The 23,381-nt window shown below is 60.7% G+C and carries 19 protein-coding genes and 2 tRNA genes; 8 read left to right on the plus strand and 13 right to left on the minus strand.

Annotated elements, in window-relative coordinates:
- The first annotated feature begins 3 nt into the window (after positions 1-3).
- Genes ubiE through KF841_15025 form a run of 3 tightly spaced genes read left to right on the plus strand, consistent with a single transcriptional unit; the run spans position 4 to position 3,280 of the window.
- Complete coding sequence (gene ubiE / locus KF841_15015) at positions 4-798, plus strand: bifunctional demethylmenaquinone methyltransferase/2-methoxy-6-polyprenyl-1,4-benzoquinol methylase UbiE (GenBank protein ID MBX3396670.1); 795 nt, start codon at positions 4-6, stop codon at positions 796-798.
- Positions 795-2,660: a tetratricopeptide repeat protein gene (locus KF841_15020; protein MBX3396671.1), complete on the plus strand. Its 1,866-nt coding sequence runs from the start codon at positions 795-797 to the stop codon at positions 2,658-2,660. Before ubiE ends, KF841_15020 begins: the two co-directional genes overlap by 4 nt.
- A complete protein-coding gene (locus tag KF841_15025; GenBank protein MBX3396672.1) occupies positions 2,657-3,280 on the plus strand; it encodes a UbiX family flavin prenyltransferase in 624 nt (207 codons plus the stop codon). Before KF841_15020 ends, KF841_15025 begins: the two co-directional genes overlap by 4 nt.
- Before the next feature lie 118 nt (positions 3,281-3,398).
- Here KF841_15025 and KF841_15030 read toward each other — a convergent pair whose 3' ends face one another.
- Positions 3,399-4,082, minus strand: coding sequence for a PEP-CTERM sorting domain-containing protein (locus tag KF841_15030; protein MBX3396673.1), 684 nt, complete (start codon positions 4,080-4,082; stop codon positions 3,399-3,401).
- 392 nt (positions 4,083-4,474) lie between these two features.
- Positions 4,475-5,803 (minus strand): DEAD/DEAH box helicase, encoded by a 1,329-nt coding sequence (locus KF841_15035; protein MBX3396674.1) that lies wholly within the window; start codon positions 5,801-5,803, stop codon positions 4,475-4,477.
- A gap of 381 nt (positions 5,804-6,184) precedes the next feature.
- Here KF841_15035 and KF841_15040 point away from each other — a divergent pair, with 381 nt between their 5' ends.
- Positions 6,185-6,406 carry a hypothetical protein gene (locus KF841_15040; GenBank protein ID MBX3396675.1) on the plus strand — a complete coding sequence of 74 codons (222 nt, stop codon included), beginning with the start codon at positions 6,185-6,187 and terminating at the stop codon, positions 6,404-6,406.
- 43 nt (positions 6,407-6,449) lie between these two features.
- Here the strand turns inward: KF841_15040 and KF841_15045 are convergent, their stop codons facing one another.
- The 5 genes from KF841_15045 to KF841_15065 all read right to left on the minus strand — a co-directional run bounded on the left by KF841_15045 (position 6,450) and on the right by KF841_15065 (position 11,929).
- Complete coding sequence (locus KF841_15045; protein ID MBX3396676.1) at positions 6,450-7,061, minus strand: HAD family hydrolase; 612 nt, start codon at positions 7,059-7,061, stop codon at positions 6,450-6,452.
- On the minus strand, positions 7,061-7,723 hold the full coding sequence (locus KF841_15050; protein ID MBX3396677.1) for a DUF3052 family protein: 663 nt from the start codon (positions 7,721-7,723) through the stop codon (positions 7,061-7,063). Before KF841_15050 ends, KF841_15045 begins: the two co-directional genes overlap by 1 nt.
- A gap of 348 nt (positions 7,724-8,071) precedes the next feature.
- Positions 8,072-10,048: an acetate--CoA ligase gene (gene acs / locus KF841_15055; protein MBX3396678.1), complete on the minus strand. Its 1,977-nt coding sequence runs from the start codon at positions 10,046-10,048 to the stop codon at positions 8,072-8,074.
- Between the two features lie 270 nt (positions 10,049-10,318).
- Positions 10,319-11,110 carry a hypothetical protein gene (locus tag KF841_15060; protein MBX3396679.1) on the minus strand — a complete coding sequence of 264 codons (792 nt, stop codon included), beginning with the start codon at positions 11,108-11,110 and terminating at the stop codon, positions 10,319-10,321.
- A gap of 93 nt (positions 11,111-11,203) precedes the next feature.
- Positions 11,204-11,929, minus strand: coding sequence for a hypothetical protein (locus KF841_15065; protein ID MBX3396680.1), 726 nt, complete (start codon positions 11,927-11,929; stop codon positions 11,204-11,206).
- A 678-nt stretch (positions 11,930-12,607) separates the two neighbouring features.
- On the opposite strand from KF841_15065, the gene KF841_15070 reads away from it, so the two are divergent.
- The gene (locus KF841_15070) at positions 12,608-14,233 is read left to right on the plus strand and encodes a hypothetical protein (GenBank protein ID MBX3396681.1); all 1,626 of its coding nucleotides are present in this window, start codon (positions 12,608-12,610) and stop codon (positions 14,231-14,233) included.
- Positions 14,234-14,295: 62 nt separating this feature from the next.
- Here the strand turns inward: KF841_15070 and KF841_15075 are convergent.
- From KF841_15075 to trpE, 4 genes are all read right to left on the minus strand, one after another.
- Positions 14,296-14,369 (minus strand) — tRNA-Ile (locus tag KF841_15075).
- 242 nt (positions 14,370-14,611) lie between these two features.
- Entirely contained in the window at positions 14,612-17,536 is a 2,925-nt protein-coding gene (locus KF841_15080) for a hypothetical protein (GenBank protein MBX3396682.1), read from the minus strand.
- A 510-nt stretch (positions 17,537-18,046) separates the two neighbouring features.
- Positions 18,047-18,132 (minus strand) — tRNA-Leu (locus tag KF841_15085).
- Positions 18,133-18,282: 150 nt separating this feature from the next.
- Positions 18,283-19,833 (minus strand): anthranilate synthase component I, encoded by a 1,551-nt coding sequence (gene trpE, locus KF841_15090; protein ID MBX3396683.1) that lies wholly within the window; start codon positions 19,831-19,833, stop codon positions 18,283-18,285.
- Positions 19,834-20,019: 186 nt separating this feature from the next.
- On the opposite strand from trpE, the gene KF841_15095 reads away from it, so the two are divergent.
- A complete protein-coding gene (locus tag KF841_15095; GenBank protein MBX3396684.1) occupies positions 20,020-20,391 on the plus strand; it encodes a 6-carboxytetrahydropterin synthase in 372 nt (123 codons plus the stop codon).
- A gap of 29 nt (positions 20,392-20,420) precedes the next feature.
- Here KF841_15095 and KF841_15100 read toward each other — a convergent pair whose 3' ends face one another.
- Positions 20,421-20,591 carry a hypothetical protein gene (locus tag KF841_15100; protein ID MBX3396685.1) on the minus strand — a complete coding sequence of 57 codons (171 nt, stop codon included), beginning with the start codon at positions 20,589-20,591 and terminating at the stop codon, positions 20,421-20,423.
- Positions 20,592-20,626: 35 nt separating this feature from the next.
- On the opposite strand from KF841_15100, the gene KF841_15105 reads away from it, so the two are divergent.
- Together KF841_15105 and KF841_15110 are read left to right on the plus strand one after the other, a co-directional pair.
- A complete protein-coding gene (locus KF841_15105; protein ID MBX3396686.1) occupies positions 20,627-21,082 on the plus strand; it encodes a UvrB/UvrC motif-containing protein in 456 nt (151 codons plus the stop codon).
- The gene (locus KF841_15110; GenBank protein ID MBX3396687.1) at positions 21,079-22,134 is read left to right on the plus strand and encodes a protein arginine kinase; all 1,056 of its coding nucleotides are present in this window, start codon (positions 21,079-21,081) and stop codon (positions 22,132-22,134) included. Before KF841_15105 ends, KF841_15110 begins: the two co-directional genes overlap by 4 nt.
- 25 nt (positions 22,135-22,159) lie before the next feature.
- Here KF841_15110 and KF841_15115 read toward each other — a convergent pair.
- On the minus strand, positions 22,160-23,381 hold a 1,222-nt coding region (locus tag KF841_15115), incomplete at its 5' end, for a hypothetical protein (GenBank protein ID MBX3396688.1).

Here is a 23,381-nt window from a genome sequence, read left to right on the forward strand (position 1 = left end):
CATATGCCGACCGCTTCACGCGACACGCTCTGGGACGATGCCCGCCTGTCCGATCCGCATGCGCAGCCGGACAAATCGCGCCGGGTTCAGGCAATGTTTGACGCCATTGCCCCAACGTACGAACTCGTCAATCGCGTCCTGTCGGCCGGTCGCGACGCCTTCTGGCGGCGCACCGCGGTTAGTATGGCCGCCGTGCGCTCCGACGACCGGGTACTCGACCTCGCCTGCGGCACGGGCGATTTCGCCCGCGCGTTCCATCGAGCGAAGCCGTCTGTCATCGTGGGAAGCGATTTCTCCGCGGGGATGCTCGGCCTGGCCGCACGACGCGCAGCCGAGACGCCGCGCGTTGCCGGCGCATCCGCTCCGATACGATGGTGCCGCGGGGATGCACACAATTTGCCGTTCGCGGATGGATCGTTTTCAATCGCCAGTTGCGCATTCGGCGTTCGGAATTTTCAGCATCTTGAAATTGGTTTGCGGGAGATGAACCGCGTCTTGGCCGTCGGCGGGCGCGCAGTCATCCTTGAGTTTACGATGCCTCGCTCGAAGTTGCTCGGACGGATCTACCGCTTCTACTTTCGCCGTGTGCTCCCCCGGGTCGCACGGTGGATAAGCCGCGATCGATCGGGGGCGTACGACTACCTGCCGAATTCGGTGGAGTCGTTCATCGACGAACGCGGCATGGTGAAAGCCCTCCAATCCGTGGGATTCGGACGCATCGAATGCCGAACGCTTTCAGCAGGAATCGTCGCCGTGTATGTCGCCACGAAACCCAAGCAGACTGACGGTACGACATGACAACGGTCCCGGCGTTACAGGCAGAAGTCATCGACGTCTGGTCGCGAGCGGCGAGCAAGTATCGTATCCGCGCCGCATTGATGCTCCTGATCCTCGCGGCACTTTTTGCAGGGCTCTGTTGCTTCACGTTCTGGCTGCGTACCGGCGTCCTGGCGCCATGGGAGAGCGATTCATATCTGGAAATCCTCAGAGATTCGTTCCGTCCGACGGGGATCAACCAGATCACGCTGTCCGATTTCCTGTCACGACCGATTCCGGTTCAGGAAGTGCCCGTCCATGCATTGATCATGGGCATTCTCTTCGCATCACTCTGCTCGATACCGATTCTTGTTTCGATACTCTATCGCCTTCCCTTTTCGGTGCTCTTCGCGGCAATGGTCTTCAGTCTCGCGGCGATGCCCTGGCTAGGAATCACCGTGCTCATCGGCTGTACGCTGGCCTCGATGGGACAGTTTCGGTTCAGGTTCCGCTATGCCTCGGCGCTGATCGGCCTGACGCCGACCGCGATTTATTTTGTGACAGCGTCGTGGCAGCCTGCCGGCACGGTATCAGCGATGAGCGAGAATCAGGCGCTCGTCTATGCGCCCTGGGTGCTGGCGATGCTCTCGTCCTGTATCATCTGCGCTGTCGCGCTGGCCATTGCAAGAATCATCAATTTCCGGCCCGGCGGAATGCCGCCCGTTCTGGCGCTGCTTTTTGCTGTGCCGGTTATGCTTTTTCATGTCTACGTCGGCCGCGACGAACTGGAGTATCGCATTCTTGAGAATCAATTCGGCCGATCGCCGAATTCAGCATTCTCACCGGTGGATATCGGCCAACTCGCCCGACAGGCCGCCACTGCAAGATGGTCAGACACCGGGAGTGGTTCGTACGACGCGCTATACGAAGAGATTTACCGGAATGCCCGGTCTTCCGTGCTGGAGCGCATGGAGCAGAAACGGCTCGACGCCACCATCAGCTTTGATCGATTCACGGAATTGTTCCCCCAATCGCGCCGCGTTCCGGATGTTCTGTTTCTCAAGGCCCGAGCGCTGGACATGCGCGTCGACCTTGCCCGGCTGGAAAGCAGCGGGCAGGCGCAGTTTCGGTCGGACATGCCGTCGGCTGCTTCACGACAGACTTGGCAAACGCTGATTGAGAGATTTCCCACCTATCCCGGCACGGCGACGGCCCTGCATCGCCTCGCGATCCTGTCGGCGAGCGACGGCGATATCGCGAACGCGCTCCGATTGCTTGAAACGCTCGTTCGGAGTTTCAACTCCGACACGACCGACAATTCGAACGACACTCAGCCCGAGAGCGTCGTCGGCTCGGCATTTAAGCGCACACCGAGAACTCCGGAGCTTCAGATTGACGTGCTGCTCAATGTTGAACGCGCGCAATCAATGCGTGAGATGTTGCTGATCTGCCGCGATGACAAGCCCCTGCCCTACGTCGAGCTCTTCGGCGCCCGAGCCGACGGTTCGAATCCATTGATCTTGCCCGTCCAGCTCCTGCTGCGCCTGGATCGGGTTCATCCGGCCTACGCACGGAATCTGCGTCATATCGCCTCAGTCTTTCCCGATTCACACGCCGCCGGATTTGTCGCGATTCGAGAAGCAGAGATCGTCGCCGATGAACGAGCTCAATTGAAACTGCTCCGTGACACGGTCGATCGGCTCAGCGGTCGACCCGAGTGCGCCGAAGCGCTCTTCGCATTGGCCGACGCACTGCTGGCGGGAAACAGAATCGACGAGGCCGAACGACTTTTCGAGCAAATCCTGGAGACCCATTCGGAAAGCGAATGGGCCCGGCGGGCTCGCGCAAGACTGACGGCACTGGAAATCGTTCTCATCATCGACGCTGGGGGGCAAACACAATGAACAAACGCATCGTTGTCGCGGTCACGGGCGCCAGTGGAGCGCCCTATTCGCGCAGACTGATTGAGTGTCTGGCGCGAGCCGACGCCGAGGTTCATCTCGTCGTCTCCCCTTACGGACGCAGGTTGTTTCTGGATGAGATGGCGATTGCCGACCCGACTCCGGAGCGACTCATCGGCGCGGAGTTGGCTGAACGGGTCGTCGTCCACCCTTATCGCGACGTGGGAGATCAGCTTGCCTCCGGCTCGTTTCTCACCGATGGCATGATCATCTGCCCATGCAGCAGCAACACGCTCGGCGAAGTGGCTGCGGGCCTCGGCGGGAATCTCATCGCTCGCGCCGCGGCTGTTCACCTCAAGGAATCACGGCGGCTGATCTTGGTTCCGCGCGAGATGCCGGTATCGCAAATCGAACTAGAGAGCATGTTGCGCATCTCTCGCGCCGGCGGCATCATTTGCCCTGCCGCACCAGGTTTCTACATGATTCCGAAGAAGATCGACGACCTGGTGGACTTTGTCGTTGGAAAGTTGCTCGATCTTGTCGGCCTGCCACATAATCTGAAAACTCGTTGGATCCCGCCCACAGCAGCCGCAGACAGTGCCGAATGCGAGGCCAGCGACTGACATGCGCCGTGTCCTTGCCAAAAAAAGCCGCGAGGAAGCCTTAGATGCCTCCACGCGGCCTTTCATTTGAACTAATTGGTCTTCACCGGGTCCGGTGACGGAAAGCGGCAAATAAAAGTCAGATGGTCCGGCGGTGTCGACGCTTCAGTCCTGCCAAACCAAGCAACAGCAACATCGCAGTCATCGGCTCCGGCGTCACGATGATATTGTCGACCTTGCCAAGATCGCCTTCGCCGTTGTCCATCCAGAATGCCACCCACACATTCGCCTGATTACCCGGAAGATTATAGGTTGAAGTCGTCCATGTTGTTTCGTTTCGACTGCGGAGCAGCTCAACCCAGCCGCCGCCATTCCATTGCGGACCGTCTTGATTGAACCGGCGAACGCGGTTGTCGTTGGGCCCGTCGGGTGTATCGCCGGTGAAGTTGATGCTGCCGACATAATAACCCGCGACGAAGCGGTCGCCGCTCTCGGTGTTGTGCGTTTTCCATTGAAAACTCAGAACCGGATTGGCCACGCCGAGCGTGCTGACGCGAAACAGAAGTCCTGCATCGTCTTCGAATTGTCCAAATGTGATGTTCTGTGGATACACACTCGGCAGTCGCCAGACGGAAAGATCAGAATCAATCGATCCTCCGTCGCCAGCTTCGAATCGACCACCGTACCATGTCTCTTTGGCGCCCTCAGAGACCAACGGCAAACCCGGATTCTGGCTGCCTGAGAAGCTTGTGTAACCCTCGAAGTCCTCGAAGAACAGTGGCCCCGCCACGGCCTGACCGGGGGCTGATAGCGCAACAATCATGGCAAGAGGTAACGTACACACAGTAATTCTGCATGGAACGTTCACGAGAAGTTCTCCCCATGTGGTCCGCGGTTCAAGGCGGAACACAATTACAAGACACCGTCACCAATGGCTTCGCGCGGAACGTCCGCAACTTACCGACGGCATCGGCCGAAATCTGTCACAGATTCCCCCATCCCCATTTCGAACACACTCGTTTATACACCAATGGGCTGTGAAAAAGCAAGCCCAGTCTGCATTGGCATAGAACTGGCAGAAGAAATTAATGTTACGTCAGGCCGTTTGAATGACGTGGAACGATCCGATAACTGCGTTGACAATTACTTCGACTGGCGCTTCCGCCCGAAAGAGCGAATGCGATTACATTGACACATCCGGCCGGACTGAACCGATTACCGTCTGCCGCGGCGTGAGACGGGGTACTTTCCCCCAAGCCTACGTCCCGGCGGTAATGGTGCAGAACTGACAACATCTTTAGGTGTCTGAACAGAAGCGCCCGGAGTCTGTGCAGCGCCGGTCACGGCGGAGCTGGTGGGAGTTGGAGAACCGCGCCTGCCATCCTCGCCTCCGCGTGGTTCGGGCGAAGGCTCGAATCCCGGAACTTCGAGCTTCTCGACCTGTTTGTTGATCAGCATTTCGACCTCGGTCAACATTCCGCCCTGTTCAGGCGTGACGAGTGAAATGGCCTTGCCCGTCGCCCCCATGCGTGCCGTCCGACCAATGCGATGCACGTATATTTCGATGTCTTCCGGCAGATCGTAGTTAATGATGTGGGTGATTCCATGGACATCGATTCCGCGCGCCGCGAGATCGGTCGCGACGAGTATCGGAATATGATGTTTGCGAAAGCGCTCCATGATCCGTTCGCGTTTCTGCTGGACAAGATCGCCGTGTATCTCCCGCGCTTCGATTCCATCGCCGTGAAGTCGCCGGGCCAGCTTTCTGGCACCGTGTTTCGTTCGCGTGAAGATGATGACAAGTGTCGGTTTTTCATTCTCCAGAATTTTTCGGAGCAGACGATACTTGTCCCACTGATTAACGACCACATACTGCTGGGTGATGGCATCAACGGTGAGTTGGTCGCGCGACACGTTGATCTCGACCGGGTCGGTCATGAAGGACTTGCTGAGCTTCACGACTTCCGGCTCGAGCGTCGCGGAAACGAACACCGTCTGATGAGGATGCTTGATGCGCCCCAGAATGTTGCGAATGTCTTCGCGAAAGCCGATGTCGAGCATTCGGTCGACTTCGTCCAGCACGACAAAACGCAGGCCGTCCAGCTTGAGCATGCCCCGATCGAGCATATCCATCACGCGGCCCGGCGTGCCCACGATCAGATGCGGCTTCCGGCCAAGCTGGTGGATCTGCTGTGCCATGCGCGTGCCACCATAGACCGGCACACAGTGGACTTCAAGAAATTTCGCGAGCCGGCGAAGTTCCCCCAGAACCTGCACGGCCAGCTCGCGCGTCGGCGTGAGAATCATCGCCTGGAGCGGACCGGTCGGATCAATCTTCTGAAGGATGGGCAGACCAAACGAAGCCGTCTTGCCGGTTCCCGTGCGCGCCTGTCCCAGCACATCGCGACCCGAAAGCACGACGGGAATCAACTCCCGCTGAATCGGTGAGGGCTCTTTGTACTCAACGGCCTTCAGCGCGCGAAGAATCGGGATCTCGATACCAAGTTCAGCAAATGATTGTGACAGATCTGGATGGCGGTGCATCGGGTCGGAAACGCTCGTCCTTTCTTGATTGGCGGTCATGGTCCCCGCCCATACCGACTCATAATAATTTCACAGCCTCCCTCCGACAAGCCGTCAAATCCTCCGAAATCGCTTCATTATTGACCCCGCCATGTCACTCCCCAACGCACCATTTTCTCCCGCGCTCGCCACGCCATATGCTCAGATAAGGGGGGTTGCAACGTGGGGGGATATCGCGATCCGGACAGCCATGACTTCGCTGGCGGCGCCGCAAACAATGACGGTTCGCGCCGACAAAGGACGATTAATCGCACCATCTTCCGCGAGATGACGCGAACCGAACTGGAAAACGGGCCTCTCAGCTGGCTTCGACGCAGGACCCTCGTACGGTTCGGAATCCGGTTGGGAATCGATCCCTTCGAAGCGCGACTCATCGTTCGGGCCGTCGAATATGAATGCGGCCATGCTCCTAGGGCCGCGATGGACGAGTCCGATTCGCCAATCTCCACCGAATTCATTGCCGACGCACGCACCGATCCCGACGACCGCATCGGGCAATGGATGGCGGGAATCGCTGTCGTGATCGCCCTGTCGATCGGACTGGGATTCATCTTCGGACAGTAAGACCGCCAGGGCGGACATTCGCAATTACGCGGCCGCACTTCCATCAGCGAGGACGAATCGCCAGATACTCCGTGAGTTCGCTGAGCCTGCGAATGATCAGGGTCGCTTCCGACGCCCAATCGGGCGTTTCAAATCCGGGTTCGAGATACAACACCGACGTGCACCCGGCTGAATTGCCGCAGATCACATCGAATCGAAAATCGCCGACGACATAGCCTGCTCGCGGATCGACCGACAGTCTCCGGCAAATCTCGAACACGGGCTCCGGCGAAGGCTTCATCGGACCGTCTTCGCGCGTCCAGGTCAGATCAAATTCGATGTGATGGCGGCGCTGGAACAGCTCCAGCGACTGGCGCGAATTTCGCGTCATGAGTGCGACAGGATGCCCCGCGCTGCGAATTGAATGCACCGTCTCCGCCGCATGCAGTTGGAGCTGGCTGTTCTCGGCATCCTGAATCTCATGGCGGTGAAGAATGGCCTCGGCACGCATGCGCTCGGAAGGCGCAAGGCCGTCGAGCGACTCCAGAATCGGGCCGGCGGGTAGTCCGATCTCGGCGCGAATTCGATCAAAATCGAGCGACGAGACGGTCAGAGTGCCGTCCATGTCGAATATGACGACCTGACGTGAACGAGGCAGTGAGGCATCGAACGGCATCAGGCCTTGACCGGTGTTGAGCGAGCGCCCCGCGCGATCTCCGCACGCTGCTTTCGCAGCGTCTCGGGCCGGATCATCTTGTAGGCCGCGCGATTCTCAGAGAAATCGACGACTTCGACATTGGTCATGCCCGCCTCTTTCGCGGCCGCAAGGACATTCGATTTGGTCACGGTGCGTACACTCTTGGGCATGACCACCCAGATCGAGCCGTCCTCATGAAGTTCATCGGTTAGGCCCCCGAGTTGCCGCAAATCCGACGCACGATCGACGCCGAGCATCACCATATCGCAGGAGCCGTCGCCGTTCGTCTGAATCTGAATCTTCCGCGCCGAAAGTGATCGCGACAGTTCGACATCCTCAATGTTCACAATCTTGAGGACAAGCCCGTCCACGACGCCGAGCTTGTCCGCCAGCGTCTGTGGATGCTGCATGTAATCGATCCACTGATCCGTCGCGCGAAGGGGGTTCAACGTCAGCCCGACGGGGCTTCCGTGAAAATTGAAACGGATGATATCGCCATCGCGGCGCGGGTTGGTGATCTCGGCAAGGCGAAATCTGAACTTCGTCGAACCAGAAAAATCGATGTGATCCGCTTCCATGCGGACCTGGCCTTCGTACCGGTCTCGGCCGACCTGTAACTTGCAGGCTGATTCCATCGCCATGATTCGAATGTCCTTCCTTTGTTGAAACCGACCTTGCGTCTATGCCGGGCGATCTCTTAACCGAAATGCAAACCGCGCCTGGGTTCTCCGCAGCGGGGACTCCGAACCACGCGGCCACAACCCCATGCGAATCGGATACCCGTGGCCTTTCTTGCGACGGCCACGCCACCGATATCGGGGCCCATTATAACCGATCGCGCCCGGCGTACAAACGGTTTTGATGTGTAACAACCAGGCTGCGGTCGTTGAATATGCAATTACGAAAGGGATTTGTGAATTCCCGGAGCGATGCAGTTGATCGACGCGGAATCAATTCAGCAGATGGAAACTCACGCTTTCCGACCGGCGTCAGGCATCTTCTTCGCTCAGTTTCGCGACAACCGTAAAATCCTCGAGCGTTGTCACATCGCCATCGACACGGCCCTTCGTTGCGATCTCGCGCAGCAAACGCCGCATGATTTTTCCGCTGCGCGTCTTCGGAAGCGCATCGGAGAAACGAATCTCCTTCGGCCGAGCGATTGCACCGAGCGTTCTGGAAACATGCTGCTTCAGTTCGTCCTTCAACGCGTCCGTTGGCGTCTCACCGCCGCGAAGCGTCACGAATGCCGCGATCGCCTCGCCGGTCACGTCGTCGGGATACCCAATGACGGCGGCCTCCGCCACTTTGGGATGAGACACGAGCGAGGACTCGACCTCGGCGGTGCCAAGGCGATGACCCGACACCTTGATCACGTCATCCACGCGGCCGGTGATCCAGAAATAGCCGTCCTCGTCGCGCCGCGCTCCATCGCCCGTGAAATAGGTGTTCTTGATTTCCGACCAGTACTGCTTTCGGAAGCGGGCCTCGTCGCCGTAGATGCCGCGCAGCATGCCGGGCCACGGCTTGCGAATCACGAGGAACCCGCTCTCGTTCGGCTCCAGTTCCTTCCCGGTGCGATCGACGATCGCCGCATCGATGCCGAACAGCGGGAGCGTCGCCGAACCGGGCTTCGTCGGGATCGCCCCGGGCAGCGGCGAGATCAGGATGCCGCCCGTCTCCGTCTGCCACCAGGTGTCAACGATCGGACACCGGCCGCCGCCGATGTGGCTGTGATACCAGTCCCACGCCGCCGGGTTGATCGGCTCGCCCACCGTTCCCAGCAGCTTGATGCGCGACAAATCGAATTTCCTCGGCCATTCGCTGCCCTGCCGCATGAACGCCCGGATCGCCGTCGGCGCCGTGTAGAACTTGGTCACCCCATGCCGCTCGCAGATCGACCAGAACCGCCCCCAGTCCGGCCAGTTCGGCGCGCCCTCGTACATCAGATTGGTGACGCCGTTCTGCAACAGGCCGTACACGACATAGCTGTGCCCCGTGATCCAGCCGATGTCCGCGGTGCACCAGTAGACGTCGTCCGGCTTCAGATCAAAAATCAATCGAGCCGTATGCCGCGTATAAACCATGTAGCCCGCGGTCGTGTGAAGGATGCCCTTGGGCTTGCCGGTGCTGCCGCTGGTATAAAGAAGGAACAGCATGTGCTCCGAGTCGAGACGCTCCGCCTCGCAGTCCGTCGAGACTCCGCGCACCACGTCGTGCCACCACACGTCGCGGCCATCCACCCAGTTCACCTTCTCCCCGGTGCGTTGAAGCACGACCACTTTCCTGACCAGATCGGTCAGCCCGCATGCTTCATCCACGTTCGCCTTCAGCGGAACAACCGATCCGCGACGATATCCCCCGTCGGCCGTGATGATGATGTGCGAATCGGCATCCTGCACCCGGTCGGCGATGGCCTGCGCGGAAAAGCCGCCAAAGATGATGGAGTGCGGCGCGCCGATCCGGGCGCAGGCCAGCATGGCGATCACCAGTTCCGGCGTCATCGGCATGTAGATCGTGACGCGGTCGCCCTTATGAACCCCGAGCATGCGCAGCGCATTGGCGAAGCGGCAGGTCTCGGTCTTGAGCTGGGCATAGGTCAGCCTGCGGATTTCCTTCGGCTCGCCATCGTCCCCGCAGGGCTCGCCCTCCCAGATGATCGCCGGATGATCGCCTCGTCCCCGCTCGATCTGATAGTCCAGGCAGTTGTAGCTGATGTTGGTCTCCGCCCCGACATACCATCGGGCGAAGGGCGGATTCCACTGAAGCACCCGGTCCCATTTCTTGAAGAAGTGGTTCTCCGCCGCGGCCTCGCTCCAGTATTCGTCGAGGTTTTCGATCGAGCGCTGATGGGTGGTCTGATACGCCTCCCACGATTGAATGTGTGCCTGCGCGGCGAAGCCGGGTGGCGGTGGATAGGTCCGAACGGCGGGCGGCGTGTGGCCGGCCCCGGCTGCCTGGCTGCTCATCGTGCGCTCCTCCGGAGAATCCAGGCCCGCGCCGATGCATGCGGCCCCCCGCGGGCAACGGAGTCATGATAGGGAATCGGAGCGCGGCTCGCAAACCACGGCCTCGCGCGCCGGCCCGGCGGATCGCGCCCGTGGAATCGAACCGGGCGGATCGAGCGCGACCGCGGCGGCATGCAGCACACCCCGTGTCAAATAAAAGAAGTGGGAGCGGCCTGGCCGGACTCCCACTTCGGTCTGTTGCACGTCGTGATCGTCTGTTCGCCGAACGTCTCAGCTTCGCGACGTCGCGGGCTGGCCGTTCGTGTTCGCGGCGTGGGCGATGGCAGCCGGGTGCGGCTTGCTGCCGACGATCGCATCGACCAGGGCCTTGTCGGCGGCCAGGGTTCCGCCGCTCTCGGTGGCGGTCGCGGTGAATCCGCCATCGGGCGAGCGTCCGAACTGGACCGTGAAGATCGGCGAAACGGGGCCGACCTGGTTCGCGCGGGTTCCCTGCACGGTGTACTGGACACTGTCCGGCCCGGCGACCAGCGTCTCATCGACAAACTTCTTCGTTCCCGAGACGCCGATGAACGAGAACGCGCCCTCGCCCGGCAGCCGTCGTTTGATGAGGTAGCTCGTCCCGCTGGTGCCGGCCGGGTTCTCCGCCTTCCACGCCAGGATCAGGAATCCCTCGGTCGGATCGAGCGAGACGGTGAGATTGGTCGGCTGGGCGGGGGGCGGCGCCGGGGTCGGCGGGGCGGGCGGCTGAATCTGGGCGAGGTTGTAGACGTTGAGCGGGTCCACCGAGTTGATGGCGAACGCCCGGATCAGCTTGACCGTGTCGCCGACGCTGGAGCGGAGGGTCGCGAAGGCGGCCTCGGCGGTCTGTGTCGCGACCTTGGCAGCCTGCCTGGCCTGCTCCTGTGCCAGCGATGCGGCAGCTGCGGCATCGGTCGCATCCTTGAAGGCATTGGCCTGCGGGGCGGTGAGGCCGATCGAGGTGGCATTGGTCACCCAGAGGTTTTCATGGGCCTGGCACCACTGCAACAGGGCACTTCGGGGAGACGTTGGGAACGTTGACATAATTCGATTCCTCTTCCGGCGAGCAGGGCGTCAGGCTCAAGGCGCCCCGGCGTACAATCGCACAAAGGCGCACTGATATGACACCACCGCCCGTCATCGGGAAGCGAATCCGCCGACTTTCACACTTTTTTTCGCGGGCAGTATTTGCGCCGCCGGGGCCGAGGCGCTGACCGTCTCGCCCTTCACCGTTCCGATCCGCACCAGCAGCACCGGGCTGACGCTTCCCTCGCGCGGCCCGCGAATCGCCTGCACGGTGTATTCGACCTCCTTCACGCCGACGGGCAGCTTCGCATCCTCAAAGAACTTCTGCCCGCTGGCGCCGATGAACCGGAACTCCGTCTCGCCCGGCAGCCTGCGGCGCACCATGTAGACCGTGCCGCTCGCGCCTTCGGGCTGGGCACACTTCCATCGCAGCATGAGCGACCCCGTCGCGGCTTCCAGCACGGCGATCAGATTCTTCGGCGTCACCGGCGCGGGGCCGACCGACCGAACGGCAGGCGGCGCGATCTGAGCCTTGTTGTAGATGGCCAGCGGGTTCTTGGCGTTCTCGGCATGGGAGCGGATCGACAAGACGGCGCGGCTCGCCTCGGCCCGCAGCAGCGCCACCGCCGCCCTGGCCTCCTGCGTCGCGACCATCGCCGCCTGCATCGCTTCGCGCTGGGCGACGATTTTCAGATGAGCCTTCAGCGTCGCCTCCGCGAAATCGTCCGCCTGACTCGCGGTCAGCCCGATGTCGGTCGCGTTCTCGATGAAAACCGGGTCATGGGCCTGACACCACTCGATAAAATCGGCCGTGCGGCCCCGTGGGAAGGTGGACATGTTCTGCGGCTCCTGCTCCTGCTCCCATCGCGGGAGCGATTGGGGGTGAGGGTGATGATTCCAGCGCGGCACGACGGCCGAGCCGCTCTCGACGACCGCGGCAAAGGTCGAAACGGCCGCGGCAAAGGTCGAAACGGCCGCGGCAAAGGTCGAAACGGCCGCGGCAAAGGTCGAAACGGCCGCGGCGCAGCGCCACGTCCCCCTGTTCGACCGCCGATGGACGCGACCTTCGCAAAAAAGGGATTTTTTGCCGCGAATTTTCTGTCATTCGCCGCCGTTGCGGCAACAATTGCCGCGCTTCAGACGGGAAGCGGCGCAAACAAGCCACGAAATGCGGCAAACACAGTCTCGTCCGGCGCGTTTCTCATGAGAAGCGCGGCAAAAGCAGGAATAAATGCAGCGCCCGCGCCCCGCGCCGAAGCGCCGCGGCCCGTTGCCGCCGTGCCGCGTCATGGCCAAGCGTCTGAAAGACGTCTGCAAGATGCGGGAGAGCGAGCCGGGCCACCGCGCCCGCGACGCGCCCGCGACGCGCTCGCTGCCGCCGCGACATCACAAGACCTCCTGTGAATTCCTGATCGTACAAATCACATGATCACGAACGATCCCCGCGCAGATCGCGCTCGAAACCCGGCCCGACCGAGTGGAGTTTCCGCGCCCGTCGGCATACGATATGCCCCCATGACGATGGTGCAGTCGACGCGCGATTATTTCCGCTATTGCCCCGGCGAGGAGCAGGTCAAAATCTCCAACGCCATCTGCCGCGGGCGGCGGAAAATCCACTTCCCCAAGTGCCACGGCTGCCAGTTCAACGATGACGAACGCGGCGGCGACCCGCTCCAGTTCACGCAGATCAGCGTCGCCGCCCCGGAGGTCGTCCGCGTCTCCAACGGACAGATCGTCGAGAAACTCAACGACGCCACCCAGATCGCCACGCTCTTCAAACTGTCAGACATCAGCGGCGCCCACCCGCACCCCCTCTCGGAAGATGCCGCCTGGCGCATCGGACACGCCGCCGCCCAATACCTTCGATCCAAGCTCCGCGGCTTCGACCGCGCGGATCCCGTCGCACGGTCCATCGTCGTCGGCCGCGACACCCGCGAACACAGCGAGCACCTTGAAGAAGCGCTCGTCGAAGGCATCCGCTCCACCGGCACGGACGTCATCTCGCTCGGAGAGGTCGGCACGCCGCACCTCTATTACGTCGTGAACCACATCGGCGCCTGCGGCGGCATCGTCGTGTCCGCCGGGCACGCCGCTTCAAACCAGAACGGCTTTCGAATCTGCGGAATCAAGGCCATTCCCATCGGCATGGAGACCGGCCTGTCCAGCATTCGCGACATCGCCATCCGCGTGCCCAAACACTACACCGGCGCCAGTTCACGCCGCATCACCAGGGACTTCACCGAGCCGTACGCCAAATCAATCCGCTCGATGATCCGGCCGGATGTCAGGCTACCCGAGCCGATGACCGTCGCCGTCGATGCCGGCAACGGCACGGCCGCCAAATGGCTGCCGATCATCTTCCGCGGCAATCGAAACATCCGGTTTGTCCGGCAGAATTTTGAACACAAAGGCCAGTTCGCCCACGAGCCCAATCCCCTGCTCGCGAAGAACACCCGCGAACTCCGGGCGCTCGTCAAATCCGAGAGGGCCCGATTCGGCGTCGCCTTCGACAGCAGCGAAGAACGCTGCGTCTTCGTGGACGAAAAAGGGCGGACGATCCGGCCCGACCACATGATCGCCTTGCTCGCCTGCAACGTGCTCGAGCGCGAGCCGGGCGCGCAGATCATCTTCGATCACCGGGCCAGCGCCGTCGTCGACGAGGAGATCATCCGCGCCGGTGGCGTCCCGGTTCGCGAGCGAATCGGTGCGGTCTATATGAAACGCACGCTCGCTGAACGTGATGCACCCTTCGGCGGAGACTTGTCGGGGCGGTTCTTCTTTCGCTCCGCCGCCTACTGCGAATCCGGTGTGATTGCCATGATTCAGGTGTTCAATCTGCTTCTGTCCACCGGCAAAACGCTGAGCGAACTGACCCGTTCCCTCCAGCGCTACAGCGCCTCGGGAGAAGTGAAATTCTACTGCCCCGATACCCACGAGGTGCTGCGAAGCGTCTCCCAGGCCCATCAGTCGGCCACCATCGAGCAACTCGACGGCCTTACGTTTCGCTATGCGGACTGGTGGTTCAACGTGCGGCCCAACCCGGGCGAGCGGACGATTCGACTGACGCTCGAAGCCCGCAATCGCAAGGTCGTGGAGGAGCGGATCGCCGAGTTGAGCCCCCTGCTCGGCATCCGCGCCTGAGGCCCCACGCCATCCCGCCGTTTGCCCGCCCCGCGGAAGGCATCATGCCATGATCATGTCACTGGGCCCGCCCGGACTCGAACCGGGAACCAGGAGATTATGAGTCCCCTGCTCTAACCAATTGAGCTACAGGCCCCCATCGCCATCGGCTCCGCGACCTCATCGCACACGATTCCGCCGCATGACACCGACGCACGATGCCCAATCTAAGCGGACCGGGCGCTTTCGTCACGAGGCCGGCTCGAACTCGCAATGTAGCGCGAATTGACAGGCCTCCCGTGCATATCCAATATCAAAAAGAGAAGGCCGCCCGATGGATCGAACGGCCTCCTTCAACGAAAACTTTTGTCAACCGGCAACCGATTGACGCCGATGGCCTCAAGGCCGGTTCAAAACCTCGTTCACCATGCCAGGCACGTCGTCGAGATCGACCGTGCCGCTCGAATCAAAGTCCGCCGTGCACACATGCTGCGGCATGGACGATGTCGCAATCACCGCGGCAACGAACTCCTCAAGATCGCGGCCATCGACCTGCCCGTTTCCGTCCAGATCGCCGTGAATGGCGGGCGATGCGGCCAGGCACGAAACCTGAATGACATCCAGCCGGACGTTGTCGATCTGCCAGCCCCGAAACTGGTTATCCCATTGGTCGGTTGAGTCGAAGAACCATTCAAGGGTGACCGTCTGGCCCGCGAAGGCCGTGAGATCCACCGTTCGCTGGACCCACGGCGACGAATCCAGTCCGCCGGCCGCGGGGGTATCAACCGTGGTTCCATTGACGCGGACGCGCGGCCAGTCGCTCTGGGCAAAGGCCTCGCGTTCGAAGTTGGAGCAGTATCGCAGCGTCGCCAGCCGCGTATTCGGAATCGAAACGCTTCGCGACAGACTCCCGATGGCCTGGGCCCCGGTATCATAGTTGCACGTCGAAGGCTGACCGAAGTAGGCGTAGGTGCCGCTTACATTGCACCCCGGCGCGATGGAGCACTGCGAAGTGATGTTCCACAGCCCGGTCGCGGACCAGTCCCCAGGCAGCCCGGCATTGAAATTCTCATCGACGATCGCGACGACTTCCTCAACGCCCACCTGCGGCGCGAAGGTCGCCGCTGGAGCGGTCTCAGGCAGGTTCACCGTTTCACCGCCCTGCCCGCGAGCGCTGAGATAATAGCGAATCGTCGAGCCGCACTCGACGGCCGGCAGCGTCGCACGATGCAGCGTGCCACTGACCGGCGCCATCGAGGATTCGTTGAATTCGCCGTTGTTGATGCTGTAGTGCACCTTTGCGGAACCCGGTTCATAGAAATCCGAACCATTCAGAATGTCTACATCGAAGCTGGTCTCCGTGCATGCATTCACGACGATCGTCGGCGCATTGGCGGTCGGCTCGATATACACGGCCGACGGCTTCGGAACCACCGTCAATGCAGTCAACGACGTCGGGGTGCCAGGGCGGAACAGACCGACGACCGATTCGCCCTGCTCCGAATCCGGCGCGATATTGCACGTAAATCGGAAATTATACATCGCGCCCCACATCAGCGCGTTGGAGTTCGGATTCTGATTGTAGGGTTGTGTGCTCCATGTCAGCAGTCCGTTCTGATGGGACCAGTTCCACGCCGTGTTGGAGCGCGTCACGCCCCCTTCGCCGTCGCCACTGTGATACATGACGTTCGTGAAGCCGACATCCTCAAGCACCGCCGAATTACCGACCGGAATCGCGAACGACCAGGCGCCGCGATGAGAGTGCATATTGTAGAGTGCGTACTCGTAATTCCACTTGCCGCCGGGGAGTGCCGTCACATTGGCAGCAAGAATCATGAACTCCCGCGCATTCTGATAGGGCTCACCCGCCGCGGGGCTCCAGAGAATGTCGGTCTCGACCACGCTCGAAACCTGCGCCTTCCACGCACGGATGGCCGGGCGCTCGCGAACAGTCTGAAATCCGCTGTTGCTCGCGTTATAGTTGTTCGCGCCGTTGGGGGTCACGTTGATGCGCGTGTACGATGCGTTGTTGCTCGCATTGCCCGCCTGGTGATCATCCGGGGCGACGTACTGAGCCTCGGCATAATAAAGCGAGTTGGCCGTCCCGAGGTCTGACGCCCGAACCATCACGCGCTTCCATGTGTTCGAGTCGCCCGGAACATGGGTCCCGTCCTGATAGGGGTGAGGATACTCACCGGTCCGCGCGTTCACCTGCCATCGAGGCCCCAGTCCGCTTTGCGAACCATTCAGGCCCGCGCCGTAAGGATCGGAACAGCCCGGATGCAACTGCGGCCCGCCTGGTCCGGTGCAGCCGCAGCCGCATGAATCACCAGCCGCGACGGTGAACCCGTGCTTCAGCCAGCTCTGGCCGATCTGCTCAAAACGAGTCACGCCATTGGGCATCGTTCGAAGACGATAGAAGTTCTGCGCAATGACGGGGTGCAGATTCGTCGGCGGAGGTTGATCATCGTCCCAAAGGACCATGAAGTCACCGATGTTGCACGACGTGGTCCCGACGGAAAATCCAACATACCACTGGCCGCTGCCGGTCGGAACTTCAGCGTTCCCGTAGTTTCCGATATCGGAAATGATTCCGGTGATCACGTCGGGGCCGACGGGCTGCGGACAGACGGTGCCGCCGTTTCCGCCGCGCGGATCGCCTTCGACTGCCCCTGCCGCATCGCCGTACTTGATCAGTTCTTCGTACGCAACGGGGCCGTCACCGCCGGCCCACGCCACCGGCATCGATATGCGAACATCGCCGATCGAAGAGCCTGCAAGCGACGCGTCACCGAGAAGATCCGCCAGTTTCGGCGTAATTCGAATATCTGCGCCTTCCAATTGCAACGAGACTTTCTCGAGGTGGAAACCGGCCTTTGCCGCTGACATCTCGAGCAGCGAATCGCCGCTCAGCTTGTCACTGAAGGTCGGACGAAAGTTAGCGGAAGAGCTTCCAGCGGTGATATTGAATGCAAAACCCTCAATCGTCGCTTCTCGACCACTCGACGTTTCGATGACAAGATCTTCAACATGCACGACGTCACCGCCGACGAATGCCGAAAATCTGCCGCCCGCTTCGGTGAATGCGAGGGTCGATCTCGAATCAATCTGGAAGGCAATCTTCTGAAGACTGTCGCCCGACAGCGGCTCGCCATTGACCCGGAGAGTCAGTCCCCGCTCCGCCAGCAGTTCAGGATAAACATAAAGCACCGTTTCGCCGCCGGCCGAAGTCCATGCATTCTCGGCAAGTGCCACATTAGTGGCACTACAAAACAGGATCGTCCATAGCAACGCCGCCGCCCTGCAACTCAGACACTTCATCATCGACTCCTAAATAATCCGCTGTGACACAGGGCGCCCTGAAAAAGGCGCCGCGCAGGATTGCTCGCCAACCCTCGGATGACCATCGGAAGGCGGTCGCGGAAAATACAACCGCCGAAAAAAGTGGATGCGACACACCCACTTGCAACGGCAACGAATCCCTGTCGGAAGGATCTCGAAGCCGTTGTTGGATAGTTATCGGTCGCCGCCGACCCTCGGTCGGCGCCAACTTCGTCCCTTCCCGCATTATCGCGAGATAGAGTTCAAAGGGCAAGAAAAACGACGCGGAATTGTTGGGGCCCCAGGCCGTGGGACTCGCGTTCAAACCGTTTTTTCGAGCACGGCGACGCTGGGCTGCACACGCCGAAGCGCACCCGATCGCAGAGCCGCAGCTTGGAACGCGGCAGAAGGCCGAGCTTAAATGCGTTAAATCCCCGCTCATGTGACAACCCGCGCCGATTTCGAGGCGGGAGCGAATTAGAGTTCGGATTGAGGGAGGACGAAGCGAGAAATTGCCCGGGACAGGGGTCGAACCTGCACTCCGTTTAACCGGAACTAGGCCCTCAACCTAGCGCGTCTGCCAATTCCGCCACCCGGGCTGGGAGGTTTCCAGAGCACCGCAAAATAGCTGCACCGCTTGCGGTCGTCAAGGCCGGATCATGCATCCAAAGGGATTCGCGATTGTCGTCTCCCATTAATGTAGTTGCCCGCACTTCCGAATTCCGTTTGTCCTGCCGTACGTCGCGACTTCAACGACTCGCAATTCCCAACGCCGCCAGCTGCGCGCGGGCCTTGTTCATCGTTTCCTCGAATTCTGCAGCGGGATCGCTGTCCGCAACGATTCCGGCTCCCACCTGGATGTCGACACACCAGGCCGATTCCCCCTCACGAGCCGGAACAACCGGCGTCGCAACCATCGTCCGAAGCGCGATGCACATGTCCATGTTGCCGGAGAAATCCAGATAGCCCACCGCGCCGCCGTATGGCCCCCGCCTCACCGGCTCAAGATCGTCAATAATCTCCATCGCCCGCACCTTCGGCGCGCCGCTGACCGTGCCGACAGGCAGCGCGCATCGCAATGCGTCGCAGGCGGACAACCCCGGCCGAAGGCGGCCGGTCACATTGCTCGACAAATGCATGACATGACTGTACCGCTCCACGGTCATGGACTCCGTCAGCTTAACCGTACCGGGTTCCGCAACCCGACCCACGTCATTGCGTCCCAGATCGACCAGCATGATGTGTTCAGCACGGTCCTTGGGATCCGCCAGCAACTCCGACTCAAGCGTCTTGTCCTCTTCGGGCGTCTTTCCGCGTCGCCGCGTTCCCGCAAGTGGCCGGTTCGTCACGATGCCATCATCAACGCGGCAGAGAATTTCAGGACTGGCCCCGATGAGTGTCGCATCCGGACACTTCAGAAAGAACATGAAAGGCGATGGATTCACATGACGCAGAGCGCGATAGACATCGAACGGGGCACCCGCGAATTGAGTCCGAAGCCGCTGGCTCAGAACCAACTGAAAAATGTCACCCGCCAGGATGTACTCTTTCGCTGTTCGAACAGCCGATTCAAACTCCTCACGCGTGAAATTAGACTTGATCGAAATGGACGCCCGATCATCCGGATCGAGCGGCCGCAGCGGATGAATTGCTTCGGATGACCCAGACCCGAGCAATCGCTCGCTGACTCGTTCAATTCGATCGACCGCGCCCTGGTAGTCCGCGTCCGGCGAGGCGCCATCGAGCCGGGCGGTTGCGATCACCAGCACCGTGCGACTGACGTGGTCGTAAACGACCATGTCACGGTAGATTCCGAACGAGAGATCATCCAGCAGCCGGTCATCCGCCGATTGACCCGGCAGCCGTTCGTAGTAGCGAATTGTGTCGTATGACGTAAATCCGACCGCCCCGCCAGTGAAGCGAGGCAGTGAAGTCGCCGCCGCGCCCAGGCGGTCACGCGGAACGCTTCGGTCTGAATCCGTCAGTCTCTCCAGTGCTTGAAGCGGATCGGAAATGCCGTCCAACCGAACCGATTCGCCACCCCGCTGCTCAACATTCCCGACGCCGTTTTTCACCCGAAACACGACGGCCGGATCCGCTCCAATGAAGCTATACCGCGCCACCCGCTTACCGCCCACGACGCTTTCCAGCAAGAACGCGTGCTCGGTGTGCGCGGACATTCGCGCAAACGCCGCAACAGGAGTCAGCTCGTCTGCAAGGAAACGGCGGAAAACGGGTACGGTCGCGCCATGTCCGACGAGTTTTTTGAATCCTTCTCGATTGGGAAAACAGGTCGGCATGGTCGATCAATCCGTCCCGCTGCGATCCGATACCCGGCGGCTTGCTTGCTCACCTTGCTTGCTCATAATGGCATTCCGTACGATGATCCTGCTACGATATCGAACGGAACCCGGCGTAACCACGACTCCGATCAGCCCCGATTTTCACCGCCCGGGACCCGCCAAACCCCCTGCGAGCACCTGCCCATGCCAAAATTTGAATTGCTCCTGACCAGTGAATTCTCCGCGGCGCACCAACTTCGGCTCGCCGACGGCGCGATCGAACCGCTCCACGGCCATAACTGGAATGTGGAGGTCTACCTTGAGGGCCAGAAGCTCGATTCCATCGATGTCCTGGCGGATTTCACAGTGCTTCAGCCGAGACTGAAATCGATCACCGACCGGCTCCACGACACATTCCTGAACGATCATTCTAAATTCTCCGGATCGAATCCATCCACCGAACTTGTCGCAAAACTGATACACGACGAATTCGTCCCGTCGGTTCCGCCGAATGTCAAAATCACAAAAGTTCGTGTTTGGGAGACGCGCACCTGCGCAGCCGCCTATGTCCCTTGATGGGGTTTTCATGTGTCAAATCATGTTTTTCACCCTGTTGCGCGCACCACTTCGAGGATCCGGCGTACAACAGCTCGATAATCTGAAATGATGAAACGATGATGGAATGACGATAAAATGCTGATGAAACGCAGCGGCCTGGCCGAATCCAGAACCGCAATTTTTGCGCAAAGAGGGGCGTCGCCGGATGCATCTGCCATGTAACGCCTGCAAGAAGCAGCCAGCAACGGTCCATATGACCGATATTTCACCCCAGGGTGAGAAGCGGGAACGCCATCTGTGCGAGGAATGCGCCCAGAAGGAGGGTATTACGCCGAACCCCCAGGGCGCCGTCAACCTCAGCCAGATGCTCACGGCGTTTATCGGCGGTGGGAAGGTGACGGCTCAGCAGATTGCCGAGCTGCGCTGCTCCAAATGCAAGCTGACCTTTGTCGAGTTCCGAAACAGCGGATTGCTTGGCTGCCCTTGCGACTACGACGCCTTCGAGAAGGCACTTGTGCCCCTTATTGAGCGGGCCCACCAGGGGGCGAATCAGCATGTCGGAAAATTCCCTCGGAAACAGGAAAAGCCCCGTACCGCGGAGAGCGATCTGATTCGGCTGCGTCGAGCGCTCGTCCGCGCAGTCGATAACGAACAATACGAAGAGGCCGCTCGAATTCGCGACCGCATTCAAAAGATCGAGTCTGCATGATTACGGACCAACTCGCCAAAAGCGCCGGCCAATGGCTCGCAACACCTGGACCGCTGTCCGAGATCGTGATCAGTTCGCGAATTCGACTGGCGCGGAACGTCGCCGGATATCCCTTCCTTAGCCGCGCGAGCGATGATCAGAGACGTGAATTGGCGGACCGGCTTCGAGTGCATCTCGACGCGCGTGCAACCAACGGGCAATGGGAGTATCTCGACTTGGATCAGGTGGACGATCTCGACCGCCAGATGCTGGTCGAGCGACATCTCATCAGCCGACAACTCGTCGATGCCAAGGGCACTCGCGGTGTTGCCATCGCGACGGATGAATCCACGTCCGTGATGGTGAATGAAGAAGACCACCTGCGAATTCAGGTGCTTCGCACCGGCCTTCAACTCGATGAAATATGGCATCAGATCAATTCGATCGACGACCGAATCGAAGACCATATTGAATACGCCTTCCACTCACGATACGGCTATCTCACCGCCTGTCCAACAAACGTGGGCACGGGCATTCGGGTATCCGTGATGTTGCACCTGCCGGCATTGAAACTCACCGGAGAAATCGAGCGCGTGTTTCGGGCCGCCAAGGATATGCACCTGGCGGTTCGCGGCCTTTACGGTGAAGGCACCGAGGCAACGGGCGACCTGTTCCAGATCAGCAATCAGGTGACCCTCGGCCGATCGGAAGAGGAAATCGTCAACGAATTCAAATCACTCGTGATTCCGCGCATCATTGATTACGAAAACCTCGCCAGACAATGTCTTGTGAAGGAACGTCCTCTGCAACTCGATGACCGCGTATGGCGGTCCTATGGCATATTGAAGAACGCCCGCACCATCAGCAGCGAAGAAACCATGCTGCACCTGTCTCACCTGCGCATGGGCGTGCATCTCAACCGCATCAAGGACATCGAACTTCGCACGCTGAATGAACTGTTCCTCGTCACTCAGCCGGCACATCTGCAAAAGATTCACGGCGAGCGTCTCACCGGCGAACAACGCAGCAGCGCCCGAGCAGACATCATCCGCGCGAAGCTAAGCGGCAGGTAATACGCACGTGGGGGGCAAGCGCCGCTCACAAACCCAGTTCCGCGCGTTTGGACATCATGCGTCGTAACTGTTCGAGGCCGGAGTCATCGGAAGTCGGTCCCCAAGTCTGTTCCATGCACCATTGATGGAATGCCGCCCACGCGGCGTCGCGACACCCCGGCTCGCCGGATTCGCCGCCTTCGCCCGGTCCGCCGCCGGACATCATCATCATTTCCATCTCGCATTCATCCGGCACGCCGTTTTCGTTGGCGTCCTCGCTCAATTCCGCCGCAATGTCGCAGCCGTCCGGGATGCCGTTCTCGTTGCAGTCGCAGCAGTTGAACACCTCCGGATCGACGGCCTCCGCGCAAGCCTGCCCGCAGTTCGCAATGTCGCATTCGTCCGGGATGCCGTTCTCATTGCAGTCCATCGAGCCGAAGGGCGGCCCCATGTCAATGTCGCATTCGTCCGGCCAGCCATTGCCATTGCAGTCGGCGCTGATCCATTCGTCGCCGTCCGGGTCGAGCGGATCGATATCGCAGTCGTCCGGGACACCATTGTCATTGCAGTCCGGCTCGCATTCATCGGGAATGCCATTGCCGTTGCAGTCCGGGCTGACCCATTCATCGCCGTCCGGATCGAGCGGATCGACATCGCAGTCGTCCGGCACGCCGTTTTCATTGCAATCCGGCTCGCAGCCGTCCGGAATGCCGTTGCCATTGCAGTCGGCGCAGGCCGGATCATTGTCGCACTCGGCAATGTCCACGTCGTCGGGTATCTCGTTCCCATTGCAGTCCGGCTCGCAGCCATCCGGAATGCCGTTTGCATTCACGTCGCCGCACGTCCAGTCCGCGTCGCAGTCGGCGATGTCGCACTCATCGGGTATGCCGTTGCCGTTGCAGTCGCACAGACCCGGATCAACGGACGGATCGCAGAAGTGGATGTCGACTTCGTCATGGACTTCATTCTCGTTGCAGTCGAGCAGCCCGGCGCGCGGCTCGCCTTCGTAATCGCACGGCTCGGGCGTGACGCATCCTTCGCCCATGCTCAGCAGGCAGGCCACAAACGATGGCACGTCATTGACTTCGACGCCGTCGCGCCCGACGAAGTCGCCGCAGGCGCAGCCGCACTCGGCCCCGCCGTCGCCATCCAGCGCGCAGTCCACGAATGGCTGGATGTCCGCGCCATCGACCAGGCCGTCGTAATTCATATCTCCCATGCGAATGCAGTCGTCGCAGTCGTAGGCGAACTCGTGCGCGCCCATGTCC

The organism is Phycisphaerae bacterium, assembly GCA_019636475.1.
In the GTDB taxonomy this organism is placed as follows: domain Bacteria; phylum Planctomycetota; class Phycisphaerae; order UBA1845; family UTPLA1; genus JADJRI01.

Coding starts and splice junctions, on each gene's coding strand:
- KF841_15045 (MBX3396676.1), bottom strand. CDS start 7,061: ATGCCGTTCGATGCCTCACTGCCTCGTTCACGTCAGGTCGTCATATTC.
- KF841_15070 (MBX3396681.1), top strand. CDS start 12,608: ATGACGATGGTGCAGTCGACGCGCGATTATTTCCGCTATTGCCCCGGC.
- KF841_15105 (MBX3396686.1), top strand. CDS start 20,627: ATGACCGATATTTCACCCCAGGGTGAGAAGCGGGAACGCCATCTGTGC.
- trpE (MBX3396683.1), bottom strand. CDS start 19,833: ATGCCGACCTGTTTTCCCAATCGAGAAGGATTCAAAAAACTCGTCGGA.
- KF841_15095 (MBX3396684.1), top strand. CDS start 20,020: ATGCCAAAATTTGAATTGCTCCTGACCAGTGAATTCTCCGCGGCGCAC.
- KF841_15035 (MBX3396674.1), bottom strand. CDS start 5,803: ATGCACCGCCATCCAGATCTGTCACAATCATTTGCTGAACTTGGTATC.
- KF841_15080 (MBX3396682.1), bottom strand. CDS start 17,536: ATGATGAAGTGTCTGAGTTGCAGGGCGGCGGCGTTGCTATGGACGATC.
- KF841_15025 (MBX3396672.1), top strand. CDS start 2,657: ATGAACAAACGCATCGTTGTCGCGGTCACGGGCGCCAGTGGAGCGCCC.
- KF841_15100 (MBX3396685.1), bottom strand. CDS start 20,591: ATGGCAGATGCATCCGGCGACGCCCCTCTTTGCGCAAAAATTGCGGTT.
- KF841_15060 (MBX3396679.1), bottom strand. CDS start 11,110: ATGTCAACGTTCCCAACGTCTCCCCGAAGTGCCCTGTTGCAGTGGTGC.
- KF841_15020 (MBX3396671.1), top strand. CDS start 795: ATGACAACGGTCCCGGCGTTACAGGCAGAAGTCATCGACGTCTGGTCG.
- acs (MBX3396678.1), bottom strand. CDS start 10,048: ATGAGCAGCCAGGCAGCCGGGGCCGGCCACACGCCGCCCGCCGTTCGG.
- KF841_15065 (MBX3396680.1), bottom strand. CDS start 11,929: ATGTCCACCTTCCCACGGGGCCGCACGGCCGATTTTATCGAGTGGTGT.
- ubiE (MBX3396670.1), top strand. CDS start 4: ATGCCGACCGCTTCACGCGACACGCTCTGGGACGATGCCCGCCTGTCC.
- KF841_15110 (MBX3396687.1), top strand. CDS start 21,079: ATGATTACGGACCAACTCGCCAAAAGCGCCGGCCAATGGCTCGCAACA.
- KF841_15050 (MBX3396677.1), bottom strand. CDS start 7,723: ATGGCGATGGAATCAGCCTGCAAGTTACAGGTCGGCCGAGACCGGTAC.
- KF841_15030 (MBX3396673.1), bottom strand. CDS start 4,082: ATGATTGTTGCGCTATCAGCCCCCGGTCAGGCCGTGGCGGGGCCACTG.